General features: G+C 37.7%; 15 protein-coding genes and 1 pseudogene. 6 read left to right on the top strand and 10 right to left on the bottom strand.

The window, feature by feature from the left end; all coding sequences use genetic code 11:
- Positions 1-97: 97 nt before the first annotated feature.
- The 9 genes from PCIT_RS09720 to PCIT_RS09680 form a co-directional block, all read right to left on the bottom strand.
- Complete coding sequence (locus PCIT_RS09720) at positions 98-4,204, bottom strand: NACHT domain-containing protein (protein ID WP_010368030.1); 4,107 nt, start codon at positions 4,202-4,204, stop codon at positions 98-100.
- A 3-nt stretch (positions 4,205-4,207) separates the two neighbouring features.
- Positions 4,208-4,594 carry a DUF6375 family protein gene (locus tag PCIT_RS09715; RefSeq protein WP_010368028.1) on the bottom strand — a complete coding sequence of 129 codons (387 nt, stop codon included), beginning with the start codon at positions 4,592-4,594 and terminating at the stop codon, positions 4,208-4,210.
- Positions 4,591-5,526, bottom strand: coding sequence for a radical SAM protein (locus PCIT_RS09710; protein WP_010368026.1), 936 nt, complete (start codon positions 5,524-5,526; stop codon positions 4,591-4,593). Before PCIT_RS09710 ends, PCIT_RS09715 begins: the two co-directional genes overlap by 4 nt.
- A gap of 53 nt (positions 5,527-5,579) precedes the next feature.
- Entirely contained in the window at positions 5,580-6,170 is a 591-nt protein-coding gene (locus PCIT_RS09705; protein WP_010368024.1) for a condensin complex protein MksE, read from the bottom strand.
- Positions 6,170-7,564 carry a hypothetical protein gene (locus PCIT_RS09700; protein ID WP_010368022.1) on the bottom strand — a complete coding sequence of 465 codons (1,395 nt, stop codon included), beginning with the start codon at positions 7,562-7,564 and terminating at the stop codon, positions 6,170-6,172. The genes PCIT_RS09705 and PCIT_RS09700 overlap by 1 nt, the downstream gene beginning before the upstream one ends.
- Positions 7,551-10,499 (bottom strand): hypothetical protein, encoded by a 2,949-nt coding sequence (locus PCIT_RS09695; RefSeq protein WP_010368020.1) that lies wholly within the window; start codon positions 10,497-10,499, stop codon positions 7,551-7,553. Before PCIT_RS09695 ends, PCIT_RS09700 begins: the two co-directional genes overlap by 14 nt.
- A 15-nt stretch (positions 10,500-10,514) precedes the next feature.
- Positions 10,515-11,309 carry a hypothetical protein gene (locus tag PCIT_RS09690; protein ID WP_010368019.1) on the bottom strand — a complete coding sequence of 265 codons (795 nt, stop codon included), beginning with the start codon at positions 11,307-11,309 and terminating at the stop codon, positions 10,515-10,517.
- On the bottom strand, positions 11,309-12,202 hold the full coding sequence (locus tag PCIT_RS09685; protein WP_010368018.1) for a WYL domain-containing protein: 894 nt from the start codon (positions 12,200-12,202) through the stop codon (positions 11,309-11,311). Before PCIT_RS09685 ends, PCIT_RS09690 begins: the two co-directional genes overlap by 1 nt.
- Positions 12,203-12,816: 614 nt before the next feature.
- Positions 12,817-13,895, bottom strand: a protein-coding gene (locus tag PCIT_RS09680) for an IS3 family transposase (protein ID WP_192992789.1) whose coding sequence is annotated in 2 segments (ribosomal slippage) — positions 12,817-13,643 and positions 13,643-13,895 — 1,080 coding nt in all. Because the reading frame shifts where the segments join, the coding sequence is not laid out codon by codon here.
- 109 nt (positions 13,896-14,004) lie between these two features.
- Here PCIT_RS09680 and PCIT_RS09675 point away from each other — a divergent pair.
- Positions 14,005-15,237, top strand: coding sequence for a hypothetical protein (locus tag PCIT_RS09675; RefSeq protein WP_010362732.1), 1,233 nt, complete (start codon positions 14,005-14,007; stop codon positions 15,235-15,237).
- Positions 15,238-15,282: 45 nt separating this feature from the next.
- Here PCIT_RS09675 and PCIT_RS09670 read toward each other — a convergent pair.
- Positions 15,283-15,777 (bottom strand): annotated as a pseudogene (locus PCIT_RS09670) (IS3 family transposase); the annotation flags it as partial.
- A 61-nt stretch (positions 15,778-15,838) separates the two neighbouring features.
- Between PCIT_RS09670 and PCIT_RS09665 the strand changes: the two are divergent.
- The 5 genes from PCIT_RS09665 (at position 15,839) to tssC (ending at position 21,273) form a co-directional block, all read left to right on the top strand.
- A protein-coding gene (locus PCIT_RS09665; protein ID WP_420492144.1) for an IS3 family transposase occupies positions 15,839-16,917 on the top strand; the annotation gives its coding sequence in 2 pieces (ribosomal slippage) (positions 15,839-16,091 and positions 16,091-16,917; 1,080 coding nt in all).
- A 482-nt stretch (positions 16,918-17,399) separates the two neighbouring features.
- The gene (locus PCIT_RS09660; protein WP_010362736.1) at positions 17,400-18,701 is read left to right on the top strand and encodes a type VI secretion system protein TssA; all 1,302 of its coding nucleotides are present in this window, start codon (positions 17,400-17,402) and stop codon (positions 18,699-18,701) included.
- Positions 18,702-18,762: 61 nt separating this feature from the next.
- On the top strand, positions 18,763-19,293 hold the full coding sequence (locus PCIT_RS09655; RefSeq protein WP_010362738.1) for an Hcp family type VI secretion system effector: 531 nt from the start codon (positions 18,763-18,765) through the stop codon (positions 19,291-19,293).
- 10 nt (positions 19,294-19,303) lie between these two features.
- A complete protein-coding gene (gene tssB / locus PCIT_RS09650) occupies positions 19,304-19,801 on the top strand; it encodes a type VI secretion system contractile sheath small subunit (RefSeq protein WP_010362739.1) in 498 nt (165 codons plus the stop codon).
- A complete protein-coding gene (gene tssC / locus PCIT_RS09645) occupies positions 19,801-21,273 on the top strand; it encodes a type VI secretion system contractile sheath large subunit (protein ID WP_010362740.1) in 1,473 nt (490 codons plus the stop codon). Before tssB ends, tssC begins: the two co-directional genes overlap by 1 nt.
- Positions 21,274-21,290: the final 17 nt, after the last annotated feature.

Raw genomic sequence — 21,290 nt, 5'->3', positions numbered from 1 at the left:
GGTTGAAAACAGAGGCTGTTGAATTGGTGTAGACAAATGGTCGTTCTAACAGACTATGGTGTTTGACATAGTCTGTTAGAATCCATAAAAGATGGAGCTACTTGACAAAAATTGAACTTTGAAACTCTTTAAACGCGACATGTTCTTTTTCTGAATGCAGGTCATCAACACGAGCTATCCGTCTCTCACCATATATATTAAATCCAGCGATAAGGTTTTCTTGTTTCAGTAACTCTTCAAACAGGTCTTCTCTTAAATAGAATAATTCTTCGCTATTACTCGATTCCTCACCTATTTCTTTGATCTGTTTTACAGCCTCTTTTCCTTCTTTATCTAAATAAATACGAGTTACAGGGTTAAATTTTAAGGAAAGTGTTTTTACTAACCAAGGGGCCAATAAATTGCTGTTTGTGTTAATTGACTCTCCGCCTTGTCTTTCCCAATAATATCCAATTAAAGGATATTTAATTGAAACTTCGTCATATACAGGCTGCTCAACTATTCGTTTTATAGGCTGTCCGATACTGAAACCACCTTCTTCAAATTTTATTTCAGGAGTTTCAATTTCTTTTGATTCACTTCCCACTGTTATTTGAATGACTTGCTCCGTATCTACTTCGTTTAGAGTGTTTTCGTATATTTCACCTGAATACACATATGTAGTCTGTTGCTGTTCGGGCCAATTCATTTGTTTATCTTCGTTCAGATAATCTTTAAGCTTCTTTTCATTTTGCTTATTTGTAAAAAACATTCTCATGGAGCAATAAAAGTTTCTATCGAGTCTCTTTGACTCTTCAGTCGTTGTACCTTTTAGTAAAACCCACGATATAGCTTGTCCAGAGTCGTTGTCTTTGGTCGTGAGTTTTTCTATACATGGAATTTCACTTGTAGAAATCCATTCGGATGAGGATTCTGTTGTATTCCCTAAGAACCTTGGGGAAGCCTTTATTGACTCTTTAATTGGTTCTGGGAAGAATGGGTCAATATCGGCATCAAACCTTTTATGCCACTTTTTAAGCTTTCCCAAACAGTCTAATTCACTTGCTAGTTCGTAGTAAGCGATCCAAGAGTACTTTTTCCCATATCGCTCTACTTTGGCTCTCTCACCTCTTGAGTGATATCTGCCAGAGCCTACTCTTGACTCAATATCTTTGAACTTACATCCGCTCCAGCCCAAGTCATGAACCCTCCACAGAATCTTGGCTCTAGCATCTTGGTAATCTGGATGATCAAAATCATAATTTCCTCGATCTTGAATCAGTCGCCCAATCGTATAATTTTCAAAATCCATTCTGAAAGGCGATTCTCCTGAAGCTAAGTCTTTCACATTCATTTTTCCCCATGCTATAGATACCATTGAAGAAAACGGGTACGACGATTTTAATGCCTGTGTGGTAGTAATAGCAGAGCTGAGGTGCTTGTGAGTTATTTGTATCGTTTGGCTCGCATATTCTCTGGAAAATAAATGCACTAATTGAACATCAGCCTCGTCACTAAAAATTCTTTTATAGAGCATATTGGAAAAATCTGCTATTGCCTGACTCTCCCTTTCATGTGTTATTAAAGTTCCAACAACCCCGTAAGCTACGCCCAACATTCTTTCGATAACATAAGGGTCATTTACACTTAACTTATTAGATGTGAGTTCTAAAAGTGTTGCAGGATAACGGATACCAAAATAAAACAGTGCTTCACTGGCTTTATCTCTCAATTCGATAGATGTAGATGTTAATAACCAAGAAATAGATAAAGCTCTATATTTGTCAATTTCACTGTTTTCTGATTTTTTTGAGCGCCAGTTGTCAATCCGGTAATTTAAGGCTTCGATTATATCGTCATTATGAAGTCGTATATGCTCAGACCATGATAGGTCTCTATCAGACATCGAAAGCTGAGTTAATATTTCATCAAAAAAGTAAACATTGAAAGGGTGATCAGCGACCATTTTTAAGTCTTCAAGTTTTTCAATCGTATTTCTATCTAAGCCTTTATCAAGGATATTTTTGAAGTAAGCTTCCTTCGTTGTAACATCAATATCATTTGCGTCGATCAAATGTGACAGTTCTAGAATATTATTTTGAAATTCTTGAGGTACACATTGCCACAAGTTATCTGAGTTATACTTAGGAAAAAGTGCCACTAGTGCGTATAGAATGTCTTGTGAAAGCTCATGCTGTTCTTCCCCCTCACCAAATAACTTTTGTTTACAGTAGTCATCATTTAGCCATTCTAAATTTTCGCTTTTTTCATTCTTTTGCAAAAGATAGTATGCAACGAAATACCCTCCCATTCGATCGTAAGCTGGGGTTAAGTTAAAGTCCCTTCTTCCTGCTTGATCTCTAAATAAGAGTCCTTCCTGAGATAAAAGGTTAACTATATCGCTATACCAGTCTTGTGCCTCTATCTGAAATCGTTGACGAAACTCTTTTTCAGGAACGGTTCTACAGCCCTCGTTCCAAATGGTCTCTCCCAAAAAATATATCGCATCTTCGATGTCATCAGCATTGTAATTGATGGATAAATTGGTCATTGACGATATAGTTTGAGCAACATGGTCAACCTGTGCTTCGAACAAGCTATAAATTGAAGCAGGAAAATGGGTTACTGTAACAAATTCTCTGGCTTCACGATTAGTAACTTCACAGAAAATCTTTAGATTGAGTGGGTGCCTAAAAAAGCTTCTTGGCGCGATTAAGGGGTTAGCCTTGATCTTATAATGACGAAAATACGCATTGATAGCACGCATTGTAACTTTTTCACTAAATCCAGTTGATTCAATAATAAAACAATCGTCTGGCAAGCCTTTGTGCGCAAAGTCCTCTCGGCTATTATTCTTTTTGGCTAACCGGACTGGGTAGTTCCTTTTTCTTTCCCCTGTTCTTAAAGTACAAATTAAGACAACATTAGGGTAATTCTTGAGCTGAACTTCGGCAGATGCTAATAAAGGTTTCCATTCTCTAGGGTCTTCAGCTTCGTTAAGCCCATCAATAATAATTGGAAGCCTACAGCCACTCCTTGCACCCGCTGCATCTAAAGCAATAATAAGCTGTTCAAAATTTTCAATGGGGCCAGAATAAAAGGATATTCGCTTAGCTATGTCATCTAATGTGAAGTTTGATTTTAAATCTCTTCCCAATAGTAATATACCAGCAGGTCTATCATTGGCATCCGAAGACAATTCTGCTGAGAATTGAGTTTTGCCTCCTCCAGCATCCGCAACCACTGCAACTAGTTGATGAGTAAATAGTTCTACTGCTTTTTTGAGATTCTTTTTTGCATCTTTAATAGCTGCTATGGCATTTGTTATGACAAGAGATAATGGAAGGTTTTTTCTACGTATAACTCTTAAAACTTGTGAGATATTAGTGCTGGATTTGTCGCTTATATCTGTTAGTAAGGTTTCAACATAAGAGATATGTTCTCCAGATATGGTGTTTTTAAAAAGCTCAAAAGAACATACTAAATTCTGACATATATGAACAAATGAATTTAAATTCTGCTTCCAAGCCTTATAAATATCATCGCTTAGTGCTTTTTCTATTTTTTCGATTGCCCAAGTAAGCTCTTTAGCAATATTTACAAACCCTTTCCAAGCACTAGGTTCCCCCAGTATTTTTCTTGTAATTTCTTCAATATCTGTTTTTTGATGTACGTCATGAAGCCAACGTTTGCGGATTGGGGCTACAGATATTGCATGCTGTTTACTTAACATTTCTGGAGTTAAGGCCAATTCACCAAAATACGAGTGCCTTAAATCTAAAGCGTTTCCAGACAATAACGAGTTTAAATCTTCTTCATTCCATAAATGCAGCTTAAAGCCATATTTACTCTCAAGACCATAGAACCATGTCTGATCAGATTTAGCTAAAGTTTTATGTGTCCATAAAATCCAAACATCAATACTTGGTAAATGCTCTTTTGTCTTTTTTAGCGAATGTTCAACTTGTGTTTTTGCTGATGCAGTAAACTCTCCATTAGCTTTATATTGAAACCATTTACATTGCCAGCCTACCGATTGTCCAGCTTTTCCAAGTTTGCTATTCGTTTCAGTTAGATTTAAATGGTATTCTACTCCCGGCTGATTTTTGAGTTCTTTTAAAGCCCCCAAGTAACCGAACTGCCTTCGTATAATTCCTCTGCATAATTTTTCAAAGTTAGCAGTTTCATCACCTGCTAGTTGACTAAATCTCTGCCAATCAAGCATAGGTTACCTTCCGTGTTCTTCATGTGGATGATCGTGGGCTGAAAACATTTCGACCTTCGCTCCTGAATGAATAAGCAAACTTGTGAGAGCATTAAGATCATCATCAGAAGAAATGACTATTTTATTTTCTTCCCTCTCCAAACGCATGTCATACAATAATTGACCAAGTTGCTGAGGAGACAAGCAAAAAAGATTTTTCTTGCCGAGGTAGTCGAGCATCCCAGAACTAAATCGATCCGAATCAACATCAAAATCAGAATCATTCACTAGAAAATTTGTTAGCGATGAAACTAACGATTCAAACTCTTCTGCTTCTATTGCGTCTTTGAAATGCCCAATAATAACCAAATTTAATGAGTGTTCAGCTCCATAGCTTGTCCATATTTTCATATTATTCTTTCCTCTGCATTGCACAACTTTTCAAAGGATTTCATAACCCCTTCCTCAGATATCTTATATCCCATTTTGTCAAATGATGTTTTCTTTAATAAACCATCTGCATCAATGTGAGAATAAGCCAAATGCTCTAGCTCATTTTCAAGAGCATTCAGGTAATTTACCGAGCTTTTCCTTAAGGAGCTAATTGAAAGCCTCAACTTTCCTTTATATTGACCCGCCCATGAAGATAACTTGTCTAAAGTTTGAGTATCAACCTGACAACCCAGTCCTACTGCTTCTTCGGGTAGGAACAACACTTCACTTGCTCCATAAAGTTCGGCAATGTTTATCGCTTGTTCAATATCTTTTACGGTGTCACGGTTAACCACATAATTAATACCAAAATTGATGCGACCTGTTAAAAGAGATAATTTTTTTAAAAAACTAGCAAATGAACACCCTCTTATGGACTCGTAGGTTTCTCCAACACCGTCCATACTTACCCGCGTGAAGTTCACGTTATCTTCAATGTTTTTAATTAAAGACTCTCTGAGTGTAAGGCCGTGAGTTGTAAACGTAATTGCTAGTGATGTCTCATTTTTTCCATAGTGGCAAATTTCATTAAAATCAGGATGAAGGGTAGGTTCTCCACCTCCAAAACCAATTCCAAAGCTGCCAGCTAGATCTAGTTCTTTCATCCATTTCTTTACTAAGCTTTTGTCTAGGAAACTCTTTGATTTAGGTGCGTAACAGTGTTTGCATTGCAGGTTACAATTATTAGTTAACGCAATAGAAACTTGTCTAGGTGCAAGCGTCCAGATTTTTCGGTTAGGTACACTTTCATCCAACAAAAGATTTAGTCCTGTTTGACGATCAAATACATGAATTCCATCAGGCCCGTACCTAGTTTTAAGAAAATTTTTGTTAACATTAACGATTTGCATATGAAGTTAATAACCTAATAAATAAGTGCCTAGGATTATGCTTATTACCTGATCTATTTATCATTAATAAATTCAGAATGAGCCTCTATCAATCTGCTCAAAAATGTCATAGCAGCTTTGCTTAATACATATTTATCCTGTGAGACTTTAAAAACAAGGCTTCTACTTGTTAAGTATTCCAGTGCTTTATCCCAATTGTCTATCCTTAAAGCCTTTAGCGAGCTTGCTAACAAATCATCCTGCTTTAATGCATTAATATCTGATTCCTTTAGCCCAAACATAGGATCTTGCAACTGTGCTAAATCGCCCACAGTTGCATAGTACCTCCCAATAAAAAGCAAGATAGATTGAATCTTCATGGCGTTGTCATCTGATTCATCGTTGTTAGCGTCACGAAGGTCTTGAGTGAAGTAAAAGTCACCTTCTTCATCAAACTTTAGGTCATACCCCATATGTTTAAAGAAAAGGGAAAAGTGCTTAATTTTATTGAATACTAGTGTGAATAAATCATCATCTACTAAACAACCATGAGCATCGTCATAACGCTGCTTGTTGAGTACACGACCTTGAGAGAATAATCGATAAATCTCAGTACTTTTGGTGTAAGGGATTTCTTCAAAGCTGTAAATAACTTCACTTTCCATTAGTTAGGCTCCTGCAAGATGACAATCCTATATACGTAATATTTATTTTCTTGTTGAATGAACGCCTTGTTATTTGTCTTAATCAGGCGTTTTCCATCAAGTGTCTTTTTCATGAAATGAACGACCGCATTTATAAGATCTACAAAGTGATACTCAGGCAACAAACTTTGAAGGCGGTAATGTAAGGTAGCAATTACGTCCTTTGACTCTCTCAATGAGAGTTTTTCTATCAAGTCGTATATTGCCTTTGCTCTTTTTAAGCGATCTTTCGAGGTGAAAGAAACCAAAGCTTGACCTTCTGCTTCAATGTCTTCGTTTGATAGTAGTAATTGGTCTTGAATTCGATACTCAAGGTCTTTGAATATGTTGTAAAAGTAAGAGCTATTATTTTCAATTTTTAACCCTTTGGGTCTCAGTATTCGCTTCACATTTCTCATGAAGGGAACATCATCTGCGAAAGAGTTATCTATTTTTGTGCGGTTAACTCGTCCATCCAGAGTTTCTTCATACTTTTTCTTAAAGCGTTCAAAGTGCCACTCCATCGCATTAAACTGGGTTAAACTTTTCTGCGTCTTGCGAATAAAACCATTTATCTGATTCGAAACATCTTTTAGCGGATTAATAATATTGGTAAAACTCAGTCCATAACGAAAGACCTGATCAGAAAGTTCGTGCTTTCCATGAGCATCAAATAGTGACTTTATAGAGTTGATTGTCGCTAGCAGGTTGTCTCCATCAACCAATTTTACATCAGGATTAACAAACCGCTGTGTTGGAAGAATATGCCTCTCATATAAGTGCGTTACATCATCTAGGACTTTTTGCCTGTACTTAACAAAGTCGATGTCGTCTTTGCTCACCTCAAAAGATAGCTTTTCCAAGTCACCATTAATGCTCTGCATTCTAACTAAGTTGCGTTTTAGCAAATCAAGCAAGCTGCCCAGCTTATGAAATAGTTCCTCTACTAATTCTGTATAGTCATAGTCCATTGAGTTGAAACTACAGTCATCAGATAGAAGTTTATTTTGAATATGCCAAAAAGAAGCGAGTTCAGCTTTTAATTTTGCATCTGTTAGCTCTTGATATAGGGATGTTTCGCAAAGCCTAAAAATAGAGACAACGGATTCTTGAAACATCAAGCGGCTAACATTATCAACCTGATCTTGATCAGCCACTATATGTGACTTTGCCAAGCTTTCCGTTGCATAAGCTATTTTGAATCGGTGCTGCTCTAGCTTATCAAGGTGCTTTATACTTTCTAATACCTCAAAAGCAACGGCTCCCTCACTAATGAAACGCTCATTTTGAGCGTCCATTTTTTTAATGATATTAAACATAATGTTAGGTCGCTCTAACATTATTTTAAGCGTTTGAATGGCGCTAAATTGTTTCATCTACACCTTCCAAAAGCTCAATCTGATCATCTTCTGTAAATGATTCAAAGCCATCTTCGTCGTAAAATGACTGTGGGCCATCCCAAACTACTCGTGCTCTCTCGGCTGTGTATGGTTTTGCCGATTTTAAAGCATCAACATCATAGTGATTTCCGATCATGTGAACCAACTCAGCACCAGAGCTATGAGTTCCTGCGGTAAACAGATAAAAACCACTGTCCTTGATATCTCTTAAAAGCCATTCGTATTGATTAACATTGATATTTGCCGCTTCATCCATTATCACTGGCAGCTTCACCATACAGCTATCAGCTCGTAATTTGGCGAGTAATATTCGTACAAGTTTAAGGTTGATCAATGCAGTTGTAGAAGTTGATTGTTGCTTCGTTTGCCAACTGTCATGACCATCTTTTTTAACTCTATAACTGACTTTCTTGATTACGTCAGACATCACTAGCTTATTACGCTCGCCATCTTTGAAAAACGCATTGCTAAATGCTTGAAGCCTCAGATAGAACTGCTCTGATAGTGAATGGTCGCTAAATTCGTTATAACTCTTTTGAATTTCAGAAATGAGGTTCTTAAAGCGCGGATCTACATGAATAGACACTTCAATTTCAGTTAAATCATTAACTGAAATACCTTCAAATGAGCGGTTTAGTTGATTCTCAAAGCGGCTAATATGCTCAAAGTTCTTTTCTAAAATATCAACATAATTACTGACACTTTCATTATGAGAGCGGTTTTTTGATTTAAGTATCTGCCTTTGGCCTTCAAGCTCTTCATAAACTTGCTTAACGTTACTATATGCTTGATAAATGGTGCTTGGCATTGGGCTTGGGCTAAATAGATCGTTATCTAAATCAATAAATTCATCCCTCGCAAATTCTCGCAGTCCTTCAAGAATCTGCGCTCGCAAATGATCGACCTGTCGCAAGTCATTTTGAAGTAAAGACAAATATTCAGGTGTCACAGTAGCCGTATTGTTGAAAGTACTCTGCTTATCGAGCTGCTTTTGAATTTTGGGGTAGGCTTGCTTAGTACCATTAGCACTTCCTTGAAGCGTAAATAGCTGCGTTTGTTCGTTACTGAAAGCTACCTTCTGTTGCTGTTCAAATTCTATTTGCTCTGATAATTCAGCTTGTCGTTTCAATAGGCTTTCAACTTGGGGAGTAAACTCAGTAATCGCAACTTGGTTATCACTAAGTTGCTTGTTATAGACCTTTAAAGCACCAACATTATCGTTTAGTTCAGATATAACTGTTTTTTCACGCGCTATAGCCTTTAACTCCCTATCTAGCTCCTGAAGCTTCTTCTCAACAATTAAAGGGTTTTCATAATCTTGCCTTTCAAGTGCAGATTTTTCAGAAAGATCTGCATTTATTTCTGACACAATATTGTCTAGTTCTCGCTGTAAGTCACGACTCATCCTTGTGTTGGATTTTTTAAACTCCTGTCCCCAAAAATTATATAAGTACCCTTGATCACTAAATAAGTCTTTAAAGTTATCAATTGCATCTATTTCATGTTTTTCCAATTCCTTACCCGGATTCGCTAATACCAGTCGTTGATTAATGGAATTAAGCAGTTCTAACGTATCATTTGGTAACTGCTTTTGAATCGCAAATTCAGAGTTCTTAATCTCTGACTCTATATTTTGTTGTGTGATCCTATTTTGAGTAATTTGAGCTTCAAGCTTGTTGATTCTTACTCGCCTTGCATTTACATCTTTGAGTGATTGAATTTTATCTTGAGTATCCTTCAGCTCCTCATCAAGAAGCTCTAGTACTTCCTGTTGTGACATGTTTACATAACGACTTAGTTCAGACTCTCCCTTATCAATGTCTTTTTGAGTTTTAGAGATACTTTGCTCAGCAGTTTTAATATTTGCATTAGCAGTAAACAAATTTTGACTAATTGTCCTAACTTGTTCAGTAATAGGAGATAATTGTTGTTGAAGCTCCTTAATTTTATTTGCTGATGTAGTGACTGATCCACTTACCTGTTTTAATTTACTGTTCAGACATAAATAAAAATCAACAAAACGAGTCTCAACTTCAGACAGTTCACTATATTTGGCAAAGTTAGATTTAAGAATCTCAAACTCTCTTGCCTTATTTTCAATATCAGTTAACTTTTGCTCTTCAAGCTTAAGTGAGTCATGTGCTGCTAAAAAGGATTGAATATCAAAGTTCAGTGCATCGCTTGTCTCTTTTTTCTCCGACTCAACGATATTAGCAACCGCTTTAGCAACACCTTCATTTGACGTTTCCATATCGAAAAGCATTAAAATTAATGCTCTCAACGACTCTACGTTTTCGTCAGATGCATCATTGAGTGGAAAAAGGCTGTAGCGCATTTCAGTTTCAGATAGTATGTCTCGTGCATACATCAAATCCTTCAATTTTTGAGGGTCTCTGACTGAAATACAGTGCTTATCTTTGGCCTTAATTTTAGTGAACACATCTTGTGTAGATAACTTTTCTACTCTAGAGCCAATGTTATGTTCGTCCTCTTCCTCTACTTGCCAAAATAAATGCTGAATTTCTTGGTATGGCAAAGCAGTAAAAATACGCTCAAATGAAAGGTTCTTGCCTCTATTTAGAATTTGACAGTGGGTGTATAGTTTGCCTGCGATAACTTTCTCAACTTCGATAATTAAATGCGAGTACTTGCTAGGGAAATAATGCCCATATGACTCGTTTTTATCATATTCATAGCCATTTGAACTTTTGAAGTTGAACTTATCTTTTGCTCGATTGAAGTTGACTTCTGGCAACAGAAACAAACGAATACAATTAAGAAGGCTTGATTTACCAACGTTACCTTCGCCAAGTAATATTGTGTGTTTATCTAGCTCTATCTCTGAGTAACAAAAACCAGCCGAATCTACCAATACCAGCTTCTTTAATACAAAATTAAATTGATGAGACAATGTTTTAATTCCTTCTTATAACGCCAACAAAGCTTCTTGTTCCATGAATGATTTTTTTGCTTCAAACAAGCTATATAGTTTGCTTAAGCCGAGATTGTTGGCAGCTTCTAACGACTTTGTGTATTGTTCGTGAGTCTTCGGTTTTTTTATGAAGAATTCATTTAAATTATCTGAGTTAGGCTCTAAGAATTTAGCCTTGTTTCCTACCAAATTTCGCATTGCCTTATATATTTTCAAACCGCCAAAATCGTAGTCAAAGAAGCATAAAATCGATTCATACTGATTGATAAATGTATAGTTTTGCTTATTGGATATTTGATTTCCGGCACCAAATATCAAATCTGTGTTTTCAAATGACAAGGAAAGAGAGAACGCTTTGTTCATTTGCGAAAATAGTGTTTCTCTTGCGAAAAAAAGCTCAGCATTTTCAATAATAACCAGACGTTTTTTCGGTTGGAATCTCAGATGTGCTTCACCATTACAACTGATAATCGTATCGGGATGAACATCAAGAGTAGACTGATGGTACGCCAACAAGTAGCTAGTCGATGTATTTACTTTATGAGAATCACCCTGCAATGCAGCATCAATGCGACTAGAAGGCTCTATCGTCAATGAGCGTAATTTTTCTAATAGCTGCTCACAATAAATTTTAACGATTACGGAACCTTTACCAAGAAAATTTATAGTCGCTTTATCTTTAACTTCCTCACATAATTTTTCAGGTAATAAAGCGAGAAATTTCGAGTAATCAATTGCTTTGGATTGCTCAATATTTTGAAGATACTTACCAATTCTTTTGTCGTACATTAGTCGTCCTCTGACTGCTGATAACCGGGAGCAATGGCAAGATTCTCTGCTCCATATAGAGTTTGCCTATTCTTAAGCCATAACTGATATTCACCACCAGACAGCTCCGCATTTAAGGTACAATCCACATTCCATCGTCTAAGTAAATATCCTGCCAGTGCAGCTCTTACATTTAACTCAAGAACACCGTTTTCCATCCCATAGTCCATTGCAATTGCAGTAGGGTGCTGCACATTTTTAGGGTGGGGTACTAGCTGTAACGGCATCATTCTCATCCATTGATGATCCTCTAACTTGTCCTCATATGGCTCGATAATCTGGTCTTTAATAGTAACTTTGCTTACGCGAGTAAGCACAAAATCTCTGAATGACTTTGTTTTTCTATCAAAGGCTCTCACGTGCCAGCGTAGTCCGTTATCAACTATAGAGTGAGGTATCAACTCTCTAGAGGCAGAGCCGCTGCTAAGGGATGTGTAAATTACATTTACAGGCTTCTTATTAAGAATCGCTTGTACAAGCTTGGCAACAATAAATATGTCAGGAATATTAAGCTGACTTGGCGCATCAATTGGGAAGCTAATATCACCGATAGCATCAAAGCCATCTGTAATATCGTTAGCGAGCTTTACTAGCGTTTTTTTCGCATCATGATTAAAAAGAGGTTTAAAGTTCTTTGACTGTAAATATTGTTTTGTAGAGTTTTCAAGCTCGATATTCTTTGGCGATAGCTCTTTATAAAGGGCAATGTCACGAGTTGCATTTGCCATTCCCATTTCGAACTTCGCTGTTAAATCACTTCTGCTAAAGTAGCCTCTAAACATCAGTAAGAAGTCTATATAAGCAAGCCTCTGCTTTTGTACGTAGCTGACTCCCTTATCAATAAACATACTCATAATGAACCCATATTGTAATCATTTTGATGATAACATATCATGATTTATCTACTGATTGCCAATCAATTTTCAAGGTGGGTTATACATTTGATATATCATGGAATAGACAATGATTTAGTGAAGTTTGCGTTAGATCCTATTAAAAATAGGGATATCCTAGGTATGAGTTCTGATACTTTAGGTGATCGTGTACGAAGTGTCTTAAACACATTAATCCCATTTCGAAGTGATATTCGTATATTTGAAAATTTTCTTTTCAGGAATTTGTGTCTTGCTGAAAAACAAATATATCAGCTTAAAAACGCCCCTACGAAAGAATGTTATGAGGCCGATAGCTCAAAAATATTAGAAGAAATTCGAAAGTATTTCAGACTGATAGTGGCAGTGGATAAAGACAATGCGTCAGATGAGTCATATAAAAGCTCAATATATAATTATATAGACCGTCAAATTGCAATCACATTTAGTTATCACGTTGATCGAATATCAGAACGGTACAAAATAAAGAGAGAGATATTGTTAGGTATTGATAGTTCGATATTAATATCGTCAATGCTCTTAAGTGAAATCTATGTGTAACTCCACCCAATTTAGTACAGCTCTTTTGTAGAATTTTATGCAGCCTCAAGATAACTAATTGGTGTCATATCACCAAGTGAATCATGGGGTCGTTCATAATTATAAATATCTAACCATTCATCTGTGATTTCACGTACTTCTTGTAGTGACTCAAACAAGTATAAATCTAGCACTTCTTCACGGTAACTTCGGTTAAACCTTTCCACAAAGCCATTTTGATAAGGGCTACCAGGTTTTATAAACTCTAGCTTAATACTGTTTTCCATCGCCCACGTTTCAAGCATAGTGGAAGTAAACTCTGGGCCATTATCTACCCTAATTTGTTTTGGTTTGCCGCGCCAAGCAATGATCTGCTTTAGTGTCCTAATTACTCTCTCAGCCGTTAAACTGGTATCAACTTCAATCGCTAATGCTTGTCGATTGAAGTCATCGAGTACATTCAATGTTCTGAACCGATGTCCATAGCTTAATGCATCACTCATAAAGTCCATTGACCAAGATTCGTTATGTTCTGCTGGGGCACTTAACGGTTCTGGCGTTCTCGTTGGTACACGGCGTTTTCCTTTACGTCTTAAGTTGAGTTTAAGCATGTTGTAAACACGTTCAACACGCTTCTTATTCCAAGGTTTACCCTTGTTGCGAAGCCTTTTAAATAGTTTGGGCAGCCCCCACCTTTGGTGACGTTCGATCAATGCTAGCAATGCGTCGATAACTTCATCATCTGATGGCCGTTTATGTTTGTAATAAAAAACTGAGCGGCTTAATCCAGCCACTTCACAAGCAAATGCGACGCTGACGTTAAATTGAGTTCTCAAATGCTCAACCCAAGCTCTGCGTCTACTTGTCTTTACAGCTTTTTTGCAATGATATCCTCAAGCATCGAGTGCTTTAAGCTCAGCGTTGCAAACATATCTTTTAGCTTACGATTTTCTTCTTCAAGTTCTTTAAGGCGTTTAACATCAGATGCTTCCATACCACCATATTTTGAGCGCCATTTGTAAAATGTGCTTTGGCCTATGCCATGTTTACGGCAAATTTCAGGCACTGGAATACCTGATTCAGCTTCTTTGATCATGCTGACAATTTGAGTTTCGGTGAACTTACTTTTTCTCATCGTAAATTTTCCTATTTTAGTTAATGGAAAATTCTACTTATGAACTGTTTCATTTTTTGGGGGAGTTACATATGTATTCGTTAAGTCTGGATATATTAATGTTAGAAAGTTGAAAGAAGGGTTTAAACTAGAATTGGCGGAGCCTGCCGAAAAATTCCATGTTGCTCATGGGTTATCCGAATTACTAGAAGATAAATCCAACTTTGCAGACCAAGGGTATTTAGACAAAGCAACATCTTTAATGAGCAGGAGATATGTACAACTAGAAGTTGCAAGCGAGATTATTGATCAAGTTTTCGATAAAGTTCTCTCAATAAAGCCAATGTTCCTGTCCGAATCTGCTAAATCCTCCAAGCACTTCCTTTTTATCAGAGAATGTATTGCTATCATGACATTTACTGAGTGTTTCAAACTTAAGGGATTTGATATACCAGTGAGCTTTTTCATCGAAAACAACCTTTGTAGATCTGAATCACTCAACTTTTTGATTAGCAATTTATCAAAGTTAAACAAGTTTGAAGGTGCTCATTTTGATGCACTCCGGTTTGATGGCTCTTCGTTTAAAGCTGGTAACCTAGGTTTTGAGCTAGCGACACGTCACATAACTTACATGGCGTCCAAATTATATAGTCAAGAAGAAAGCTTGAAAAAAGAGCTTATTAAATTTGGTGATATTTTTGAAAGAGATTACATCTATCAATACTTGAGCAATCTTGATGTAAAGCGTTTTAAAATATATCCAAGTATCAACCCGAATAATAATGCTGAAATAAAAGGCTACGACATTGACTTAGTTATTGAAGATCAACTTTTCGAACAATTTTATTTTGTCCAAGTTAAATATCGAACTAAATGGCTTCCTAAATTCTACTCTGAACGCTGCTGGGAACTAACAACTGGAATTTTAAAAGATTATGAACGTCAATTAAGAGTGTTCAAAGATAACCTCAATCATCCAAGTATTAGGAAGAAATTGAATCAAAGAAAGTATGAAGGGCTAGAAAAGGCAACCGATGATAACTCGCACTTTATATTTTTACATAACCTCCCATTCTTAAACTTCTATGAATATAATGGGATTCACTTCTATGAGTGGAATCTTTTTAGGAATATTTTGCAAGGAGCTAAAGTCTACTGGATGAGAGGACAAACAGCAGGGGTAGAAAAAAGCAGTCCTTTCATGCTTCATGACACCCGTGCCGCTATCAAGGCATATACTTCACTCGATAAAGTCAAAACATCAATTGAAACTGATTTAGATACCTACTTAAATTCTATAGTCCAGCTAAAGCTAAAGGGGGCTTTTGGAAGAAATACCTATTTTGATATTCCTCTAATTTAATGTAACTCAAAGCTGCCATGTATTTTTGCAAGAAGGTTGTTGTGGTCAACTAATTCCGGACAGTGAATTAAGTTTTTCTTTTGCTACTGCTGGGGCTTTCATATCATTATGACTATGCGGCCTGCTCCAGTTGTAATAGTTCATCAAATAAAAGCTAATATCTTGCTCTGCTTCTTTAAATGAGTTGTAGCCCGTACTTGGAACCCATTCTGTTTTGAGGCTTCTGAATACGCGCTCCATCGGGGAATTATCCCAACAATTACCTCTGCGGCTCATGCTTTGTGTTATTTGATAACGCCATAACCTTTGCCTGAATTTTGTTGAACTATACTGACTGCCTTGATCCGAATGGAACATAACCCCTCTAGGTTTGCCTCTTTGTTCATATGCTCTATCTAATGCTTTGATAGTTAGGGCTGTATCTGGCTTTTCTGACATGGCCCAGCCAATAGCCCGCCTTGCATATAAATCAATTACTACTGCTAAATATGACCACTTCTGACCAGTCCAAATATACGTAATATCTCCACACTGTAACTCCCCCAAAAAATGAAACAGTTCTTAAGTAGAATTTCTATCAACAGAAGAAGGAAGTTTTACGATGCGAAAAAGTAAGTTCACCGAAACACAGATCGTGGGCATGATCAAAGAAGTTGAGTCTGGCGTTCCTGTGCCAGAAATATGTCGCAAACATGGTGTTGGCCAAAGTACATTTTACAAGTGGCGTTCTAAATATGGTGGGATGGAAGTCTCTGATGTTAAACGATTAAAAGAGCTTGAAGATGAAAACCGCAAGCTAAAAGATATGTTTGCCACTCTGAGCTTAAAACACTCGATGCTTGAGGAAATCATCTCAAAAAAGTTGTAAAAACAAGTAGACGCAGAGCTTGGGTTGAGCATTTGAGAACTCAATTTAACGTCAGCGTCGCATTTGCTTGTGAAGTGGCAGGGCTAAGCCGCTCAGTTTTTTATTACAAACATAAACGGCCATCAGATGATGAGGTTATCGACGCATTGCTAGCATTGGTCGAACGTCACCAAAGATGGGGGCTGCCCAAACTATTTAAAAGGCTTCGCAATAAGGGAAAACCTTGGAATAAGAAGCGTGTAGAACGAGTTTACAACATGCTAAAACTCAATTTGAGACGTAAAGGAAAACGCCGTGTACCAACGAGAACGCCAGAACCATTAAGTGCCCCACTGCAACATAATGAATCTTGGTCAATGGACTTTATGAGTGATGCACTAAGCTACGGACATCGCTTTAGAACATTGAATATACTCGATGACTTCAATCGACAAGCATTAGCGATTGAAGTTGATACCAGTTTAACGGCTGAGAGAGTAATTAGGACACTAAAACAGATCATTGCTTGGCGCGGCAAACCAAAACAAATTAGAGTAGATAATGGCCCAGAGTTTACTTCCATTATGCTTGAAACATGGGCGATGGAAAACAGTATTAAGCTAGAGTTTATAAAACCTGGTAGCCCTTATCAAAATGGCTTTGTGGAAAGGTTTAACCGAAGTTACCGTGAAGAAGTGCTAGATTTATACTTGTTTGAGTCACTACAAGAAGTACGTGAAATCACAGATGAATGGTTAGATATTTATAATTATGAACGACCCCATGATTCACTTGGTGATATGACACCAATTAGTTATCTTGAGGCTGCATAAAATTCTACAAAAGAACTGTACTAAATTGGGTGGAGTTACAATTACTTCCTTTTATTATCAAAAACGACTTCGTTTAAACTATTTGAAAACGCTAAACACCACTCAGTTTTATCGTACGAACTTCCATTGCTATTAAATATTTCTTTACTTATATTATGGCGAATAAATCGGTATTTTAAGTTCTAATTATTCCATTTTGTATTATTTTATTTTCATTTTTGTTTCATAGTTGCAACTGCTGCATATGCCCCTTTTACTCCTGAAAAGTGAACAAAATATGGAGATTTTAATTAATTTAATATCTATAAATATCAATTACTTGGCTTTTTGTTTTTTCATTTTTCTAGAGGGTGAACTAGGTGGGTGAAATAAGTGGTTTGAACTGTATTTAATCATAGATTCTTGTCTTGACTTTATCTCATTATGCTCCAAACTGTTTCTATACTTTATCGCAATCTTAAGGGAGTAGTATTTAGCTATTTATGTTGCTATATACTCAAGACAGTGAATTAGAAGTTGGTATTTACTTAAAAGAACAACGTGCAAAATTTAGAGAGCTTAGAAACTTACTAAATGTTGCTCAGTCCAGCCTTCGTAAATTATTAGAAACACCAACTTCGGCACAAGATCAAGACTTACAGCGCCAAAATGCTGAGGCTTGGTATCAACTACAGCAAGCCTGTACAGAGACGTTAAAAAATGAGTCTCGCGATATCGAAGTATTTGTGTGGTGGCTTGCAGCGCTGCCTTATAAAAAGGCTGACCTGTCTTTATTAGATGAGGGGCTAAGTGACTTTTTATTTGCGCTAAACTCCTTAAAAGAGACGATTCACCCCCGTTTACCAGATAAAAAAGTGGCGGGATTAGAGGCGGCTGAAGCAATGCGTAAGCAGTGTGAAAACCAAACTCGACCGTTAGAGCAGTTAACCGGGGATAGCCCAAATACAGGCTTATTAAATGCGCCTCTCATGCAGTTTCCGTTCATAGACAGCTATACATTTAGTGATTACTTATCTGCTCATAAGTCTGGCAAATTAGAACAACAAAAAGCCGAGTTTGCCAGTGTGATCCAATCGCATAAAGCACAGTTAATCGCGCAGTTTGAAACGATTACATCAATTGACAGCAAAATAGGTGAAATTGATGTATTTATTAACGGTTATCGAAATAAAAATGGTTTGGCGTTGCTTGGGTTTCGTTTTGTAAAAGACAACCTCAAGCAAATTAAAGCGATGTATCAGTATTTTTTCCCTGATGTGGTTAAAAAAGAAGACATTGCGCCGGCACCTGTTGAGCCTGTTCAGACAAATGACAGTGACGCTATGATAAAACCTGATGTGACGCCCGAAATTGAAACGCGTGAAGCGGTTGTTGTAAGGCCTCAAGCGCAAAGTGATATAAGCACTTATACTCGAGAGAATGCGCTTGAAGATTTGAACCGAATTGCGGTGTTTTTTAAACAAACAGAGCCGCACAGTCCAATTCCTTATTTATTAGCGCGTGCGATCCGGTGGGGCAATATGTCATTTTCGGAATTAATGAACGAGCTGATCACCAAAGATTCGCCAGTACTGGCTGAAATTAGCAAGTTAACTGGGGTTGAAAATGACTTGGGTGAATTGCTTAACGAGCAAATAGCTCCAGTGATTACACCACAAAGTACGATAACAGAGACACCTGTTATTGTAGAAGAAACACACACACCTGTTGAGCCTGAAAAGGTTGAGCCGGTAATAGAGCAGCAACCAAAGGCCAGTTCTTCAAGCTCTGGGCCATTATGGTAGTTATCATATATTAATGCCTGCGGCACAGTAGGCAAACTAAAATAGCAAAGGAGAAAGAGAGATGGCATCAATCTTCATGAGAATCGACGGTAATGACACTATTAAAGGCGCAGCAACGGTTGTTGACTTAAATAGTAAAAAAGGTTGGTTTGCAGTCGATAGTCTATCTTGGGGCGCAATGCGTGGTGTGTCAGTAGATATTGGCAATGCAAATAACCAAGACAGCGGTATGGTTGCACTTGGTGAGATCAGTATCTCTAAGACATATGATGGCGCAACACCTTATTTGTTAACTTATTTGTTCCAGCCGGGTGCAGATGGTAAAACAATTGAACTAGTAATGACTAAGCCATCACGTGACGGTAAAGGGATCATTCCTTACTATGTTATTTCGTTAGAAGAAGCACGTATGGCTAACTTTAGTATTTCTGGTAGCGATGGCGGTCAACCTTCAGAGTCATTCTCGTTAACTTATACTAAAATTGAACAAATCTTCTTCGTTGAAGATGAAGGCGGTAAGTTAGAGAAAGCAGCATCAGTGAAATACGATGCAACAACTAACCAACTAACGTCTGCGGCAGATCTTAAGTAAGGTATAGCAAATGGCACTTAATTCACAGCACAAGCGCGTGAGTAAAAACCGCGTAAGTATTACTTACGATGTTGAAACTAATGGCGCTTCAGAGAAAAAAGAACTTCCTTTCGTTTCAGCTGTTTTGGGTAACTTCTCTGGTGACAAAGAAGATCCAAAAGAAGTTGAAGATCGTGAGTTTGTTCAAGTAGATCAAGATAACTTTGATGAAGTACTAGGGCGTATTCAGCCAAGCTTGTCGCTTAAAGTCGACAATGTTATTGAAAATGATGACAGTCAGTTTGAAGTGAACCTTGATTTTGAATCAATGAAAGACTTTGAACCAGATGCATTGGTACAGCGAATCGAGCCGCTTAAAAAGCTGCTTGAAACGCGTAATCAATTAAATGAACTACTCAGTAAAGCTGACCGTTCGCGTGACTTTGAAAAGTTATTAAAAGATATCTTGCAAAGCTCGGACTCTATCAGCGCATTATCTGAAGAACTTGGCGCGAAAGGAGAAGAGTAATGTCTGAAGAGTTACAGCAAGGTGCTGGTGGCGAAGGCGAAAGCCTCTCGTTTTTAGATCAAGCAATTAATGCCACAAGCCAAACTGCACCAGATAGAACGAAAGAGTTATTAACGTCTTTAACGCAAGAAGCGATGTCAGGCACGGTAACGTGGAATAAAAACCTGACAGCGACAATTGAAGATGCAGTAGCTGCGATTGACGCAAAAATGTCTGAGCAGCTATCGCAAATCATGCAAAAAGATACTTTTCAGGAGCTTGAAGGGTCTTGGTTGGGTCTGCAGAAACTGATCCGCAATAGTGCGCTTGGCACTGCGCAGAAAGTTAAGTTATTAAATATCTCAAAAGATGAGTTATTAGAGCAATTTGAAGATGCGCCTGCGGTTGATCGTAGCCCTATTTTTAACTCTATGTACCAGCACGAATATGGTACTGCTGGTGGTGAGCCATATGGGTTAATTTTAGGTGATTACGAGTTTTCACAAAGCGATGAAGATGTCGCGTTACTGCGTTATATGGGTGAAGTTGCAGCAGCAAGCCACGCACCTTTTATTGCAGCAGCAGCACCTGAAATGTTTGAACTGAACAGTTTCTCAACGTTCAGCGAAGGCAAACCAATTGCGCCAGCATTTGATTCACCAAGCTATGCGTCATGGAACTCATTCCGAGAAAGTGATGATGCACGTTATGTTGCATTGACGCTACCTCGCACTATGGCGCGCTTGCCATATGGCGGTAAAGGCAAAAAAATTAAGTCATTTAATTTTGAAGAGCTGAGTACGGACAATGCCGGTAATCCAAAACCAGCAAGTAACGACGAACTAGTATGGTCAAATGCAGCGTTTGATATGGCGTTAAATATGAATAACGCATTTGAAGCATTTGGTTGGTGTACGGCGATTCGTGGTATGGACAATGGCGGTAAAGTTGAGTCGTTACCTAACTTAACTTACTTTACAGATTCTGGTGATATTACCCAGCAGTGTCCTACTGAGGTAAACCTAACAGACGAGCGTGAAAAAGAGCTAAGTGACCTTGGTTTCTTGCCTTTAGTTCACTATAAAAACTCAGATTACGCTGTGTTCTTAGGTGGCCAGACAACGCAAAAACCAAAAGAATATACTGACTTAGACGCAACGGCAAACGCGGCAATTTCAGCACGTTTACCTTACATTATGGCCAGTAGCCGCATTGCACATTACCTAAAAGTGATGGGCCGCGATAATATTGGTTCAAACATGGAATCAGCAGATATTCAAAAGCAAATGAGTGAGTGGATTGCAACTTATACCAACTCAGGTGCGATGGGTAACGAAGAACGTGCTAAAACGCCATTGGCTGAAGCACAAATCTCTGTTATCGAGCAACCAGGTCGCCCTGGTGCTTATTCTGCGATTGCACACCTAAGACCTTGGCTACAAATGGAAGAGCTAACCACTTCTGTGCGTATGGTAGCGAGCTTACCGGGCTAAGGTTGACCAGAACAGCG

It is taken from the genome of Pseudoalteromonas citrea (assembly GCF_000238375.3).
Taxonomy (GTDB): Bacteria; Pseudomonadota; Gammaproteobacteria; order Enterobacterales; family Alteromonadaceae; genus Pseudoalteromonas; species Pseudoalteromonas citrea.
Note: the sequence above shows the minus strand (reverse complement) of the source record. Positions and strands in the feature narration are given on the sequence as shown.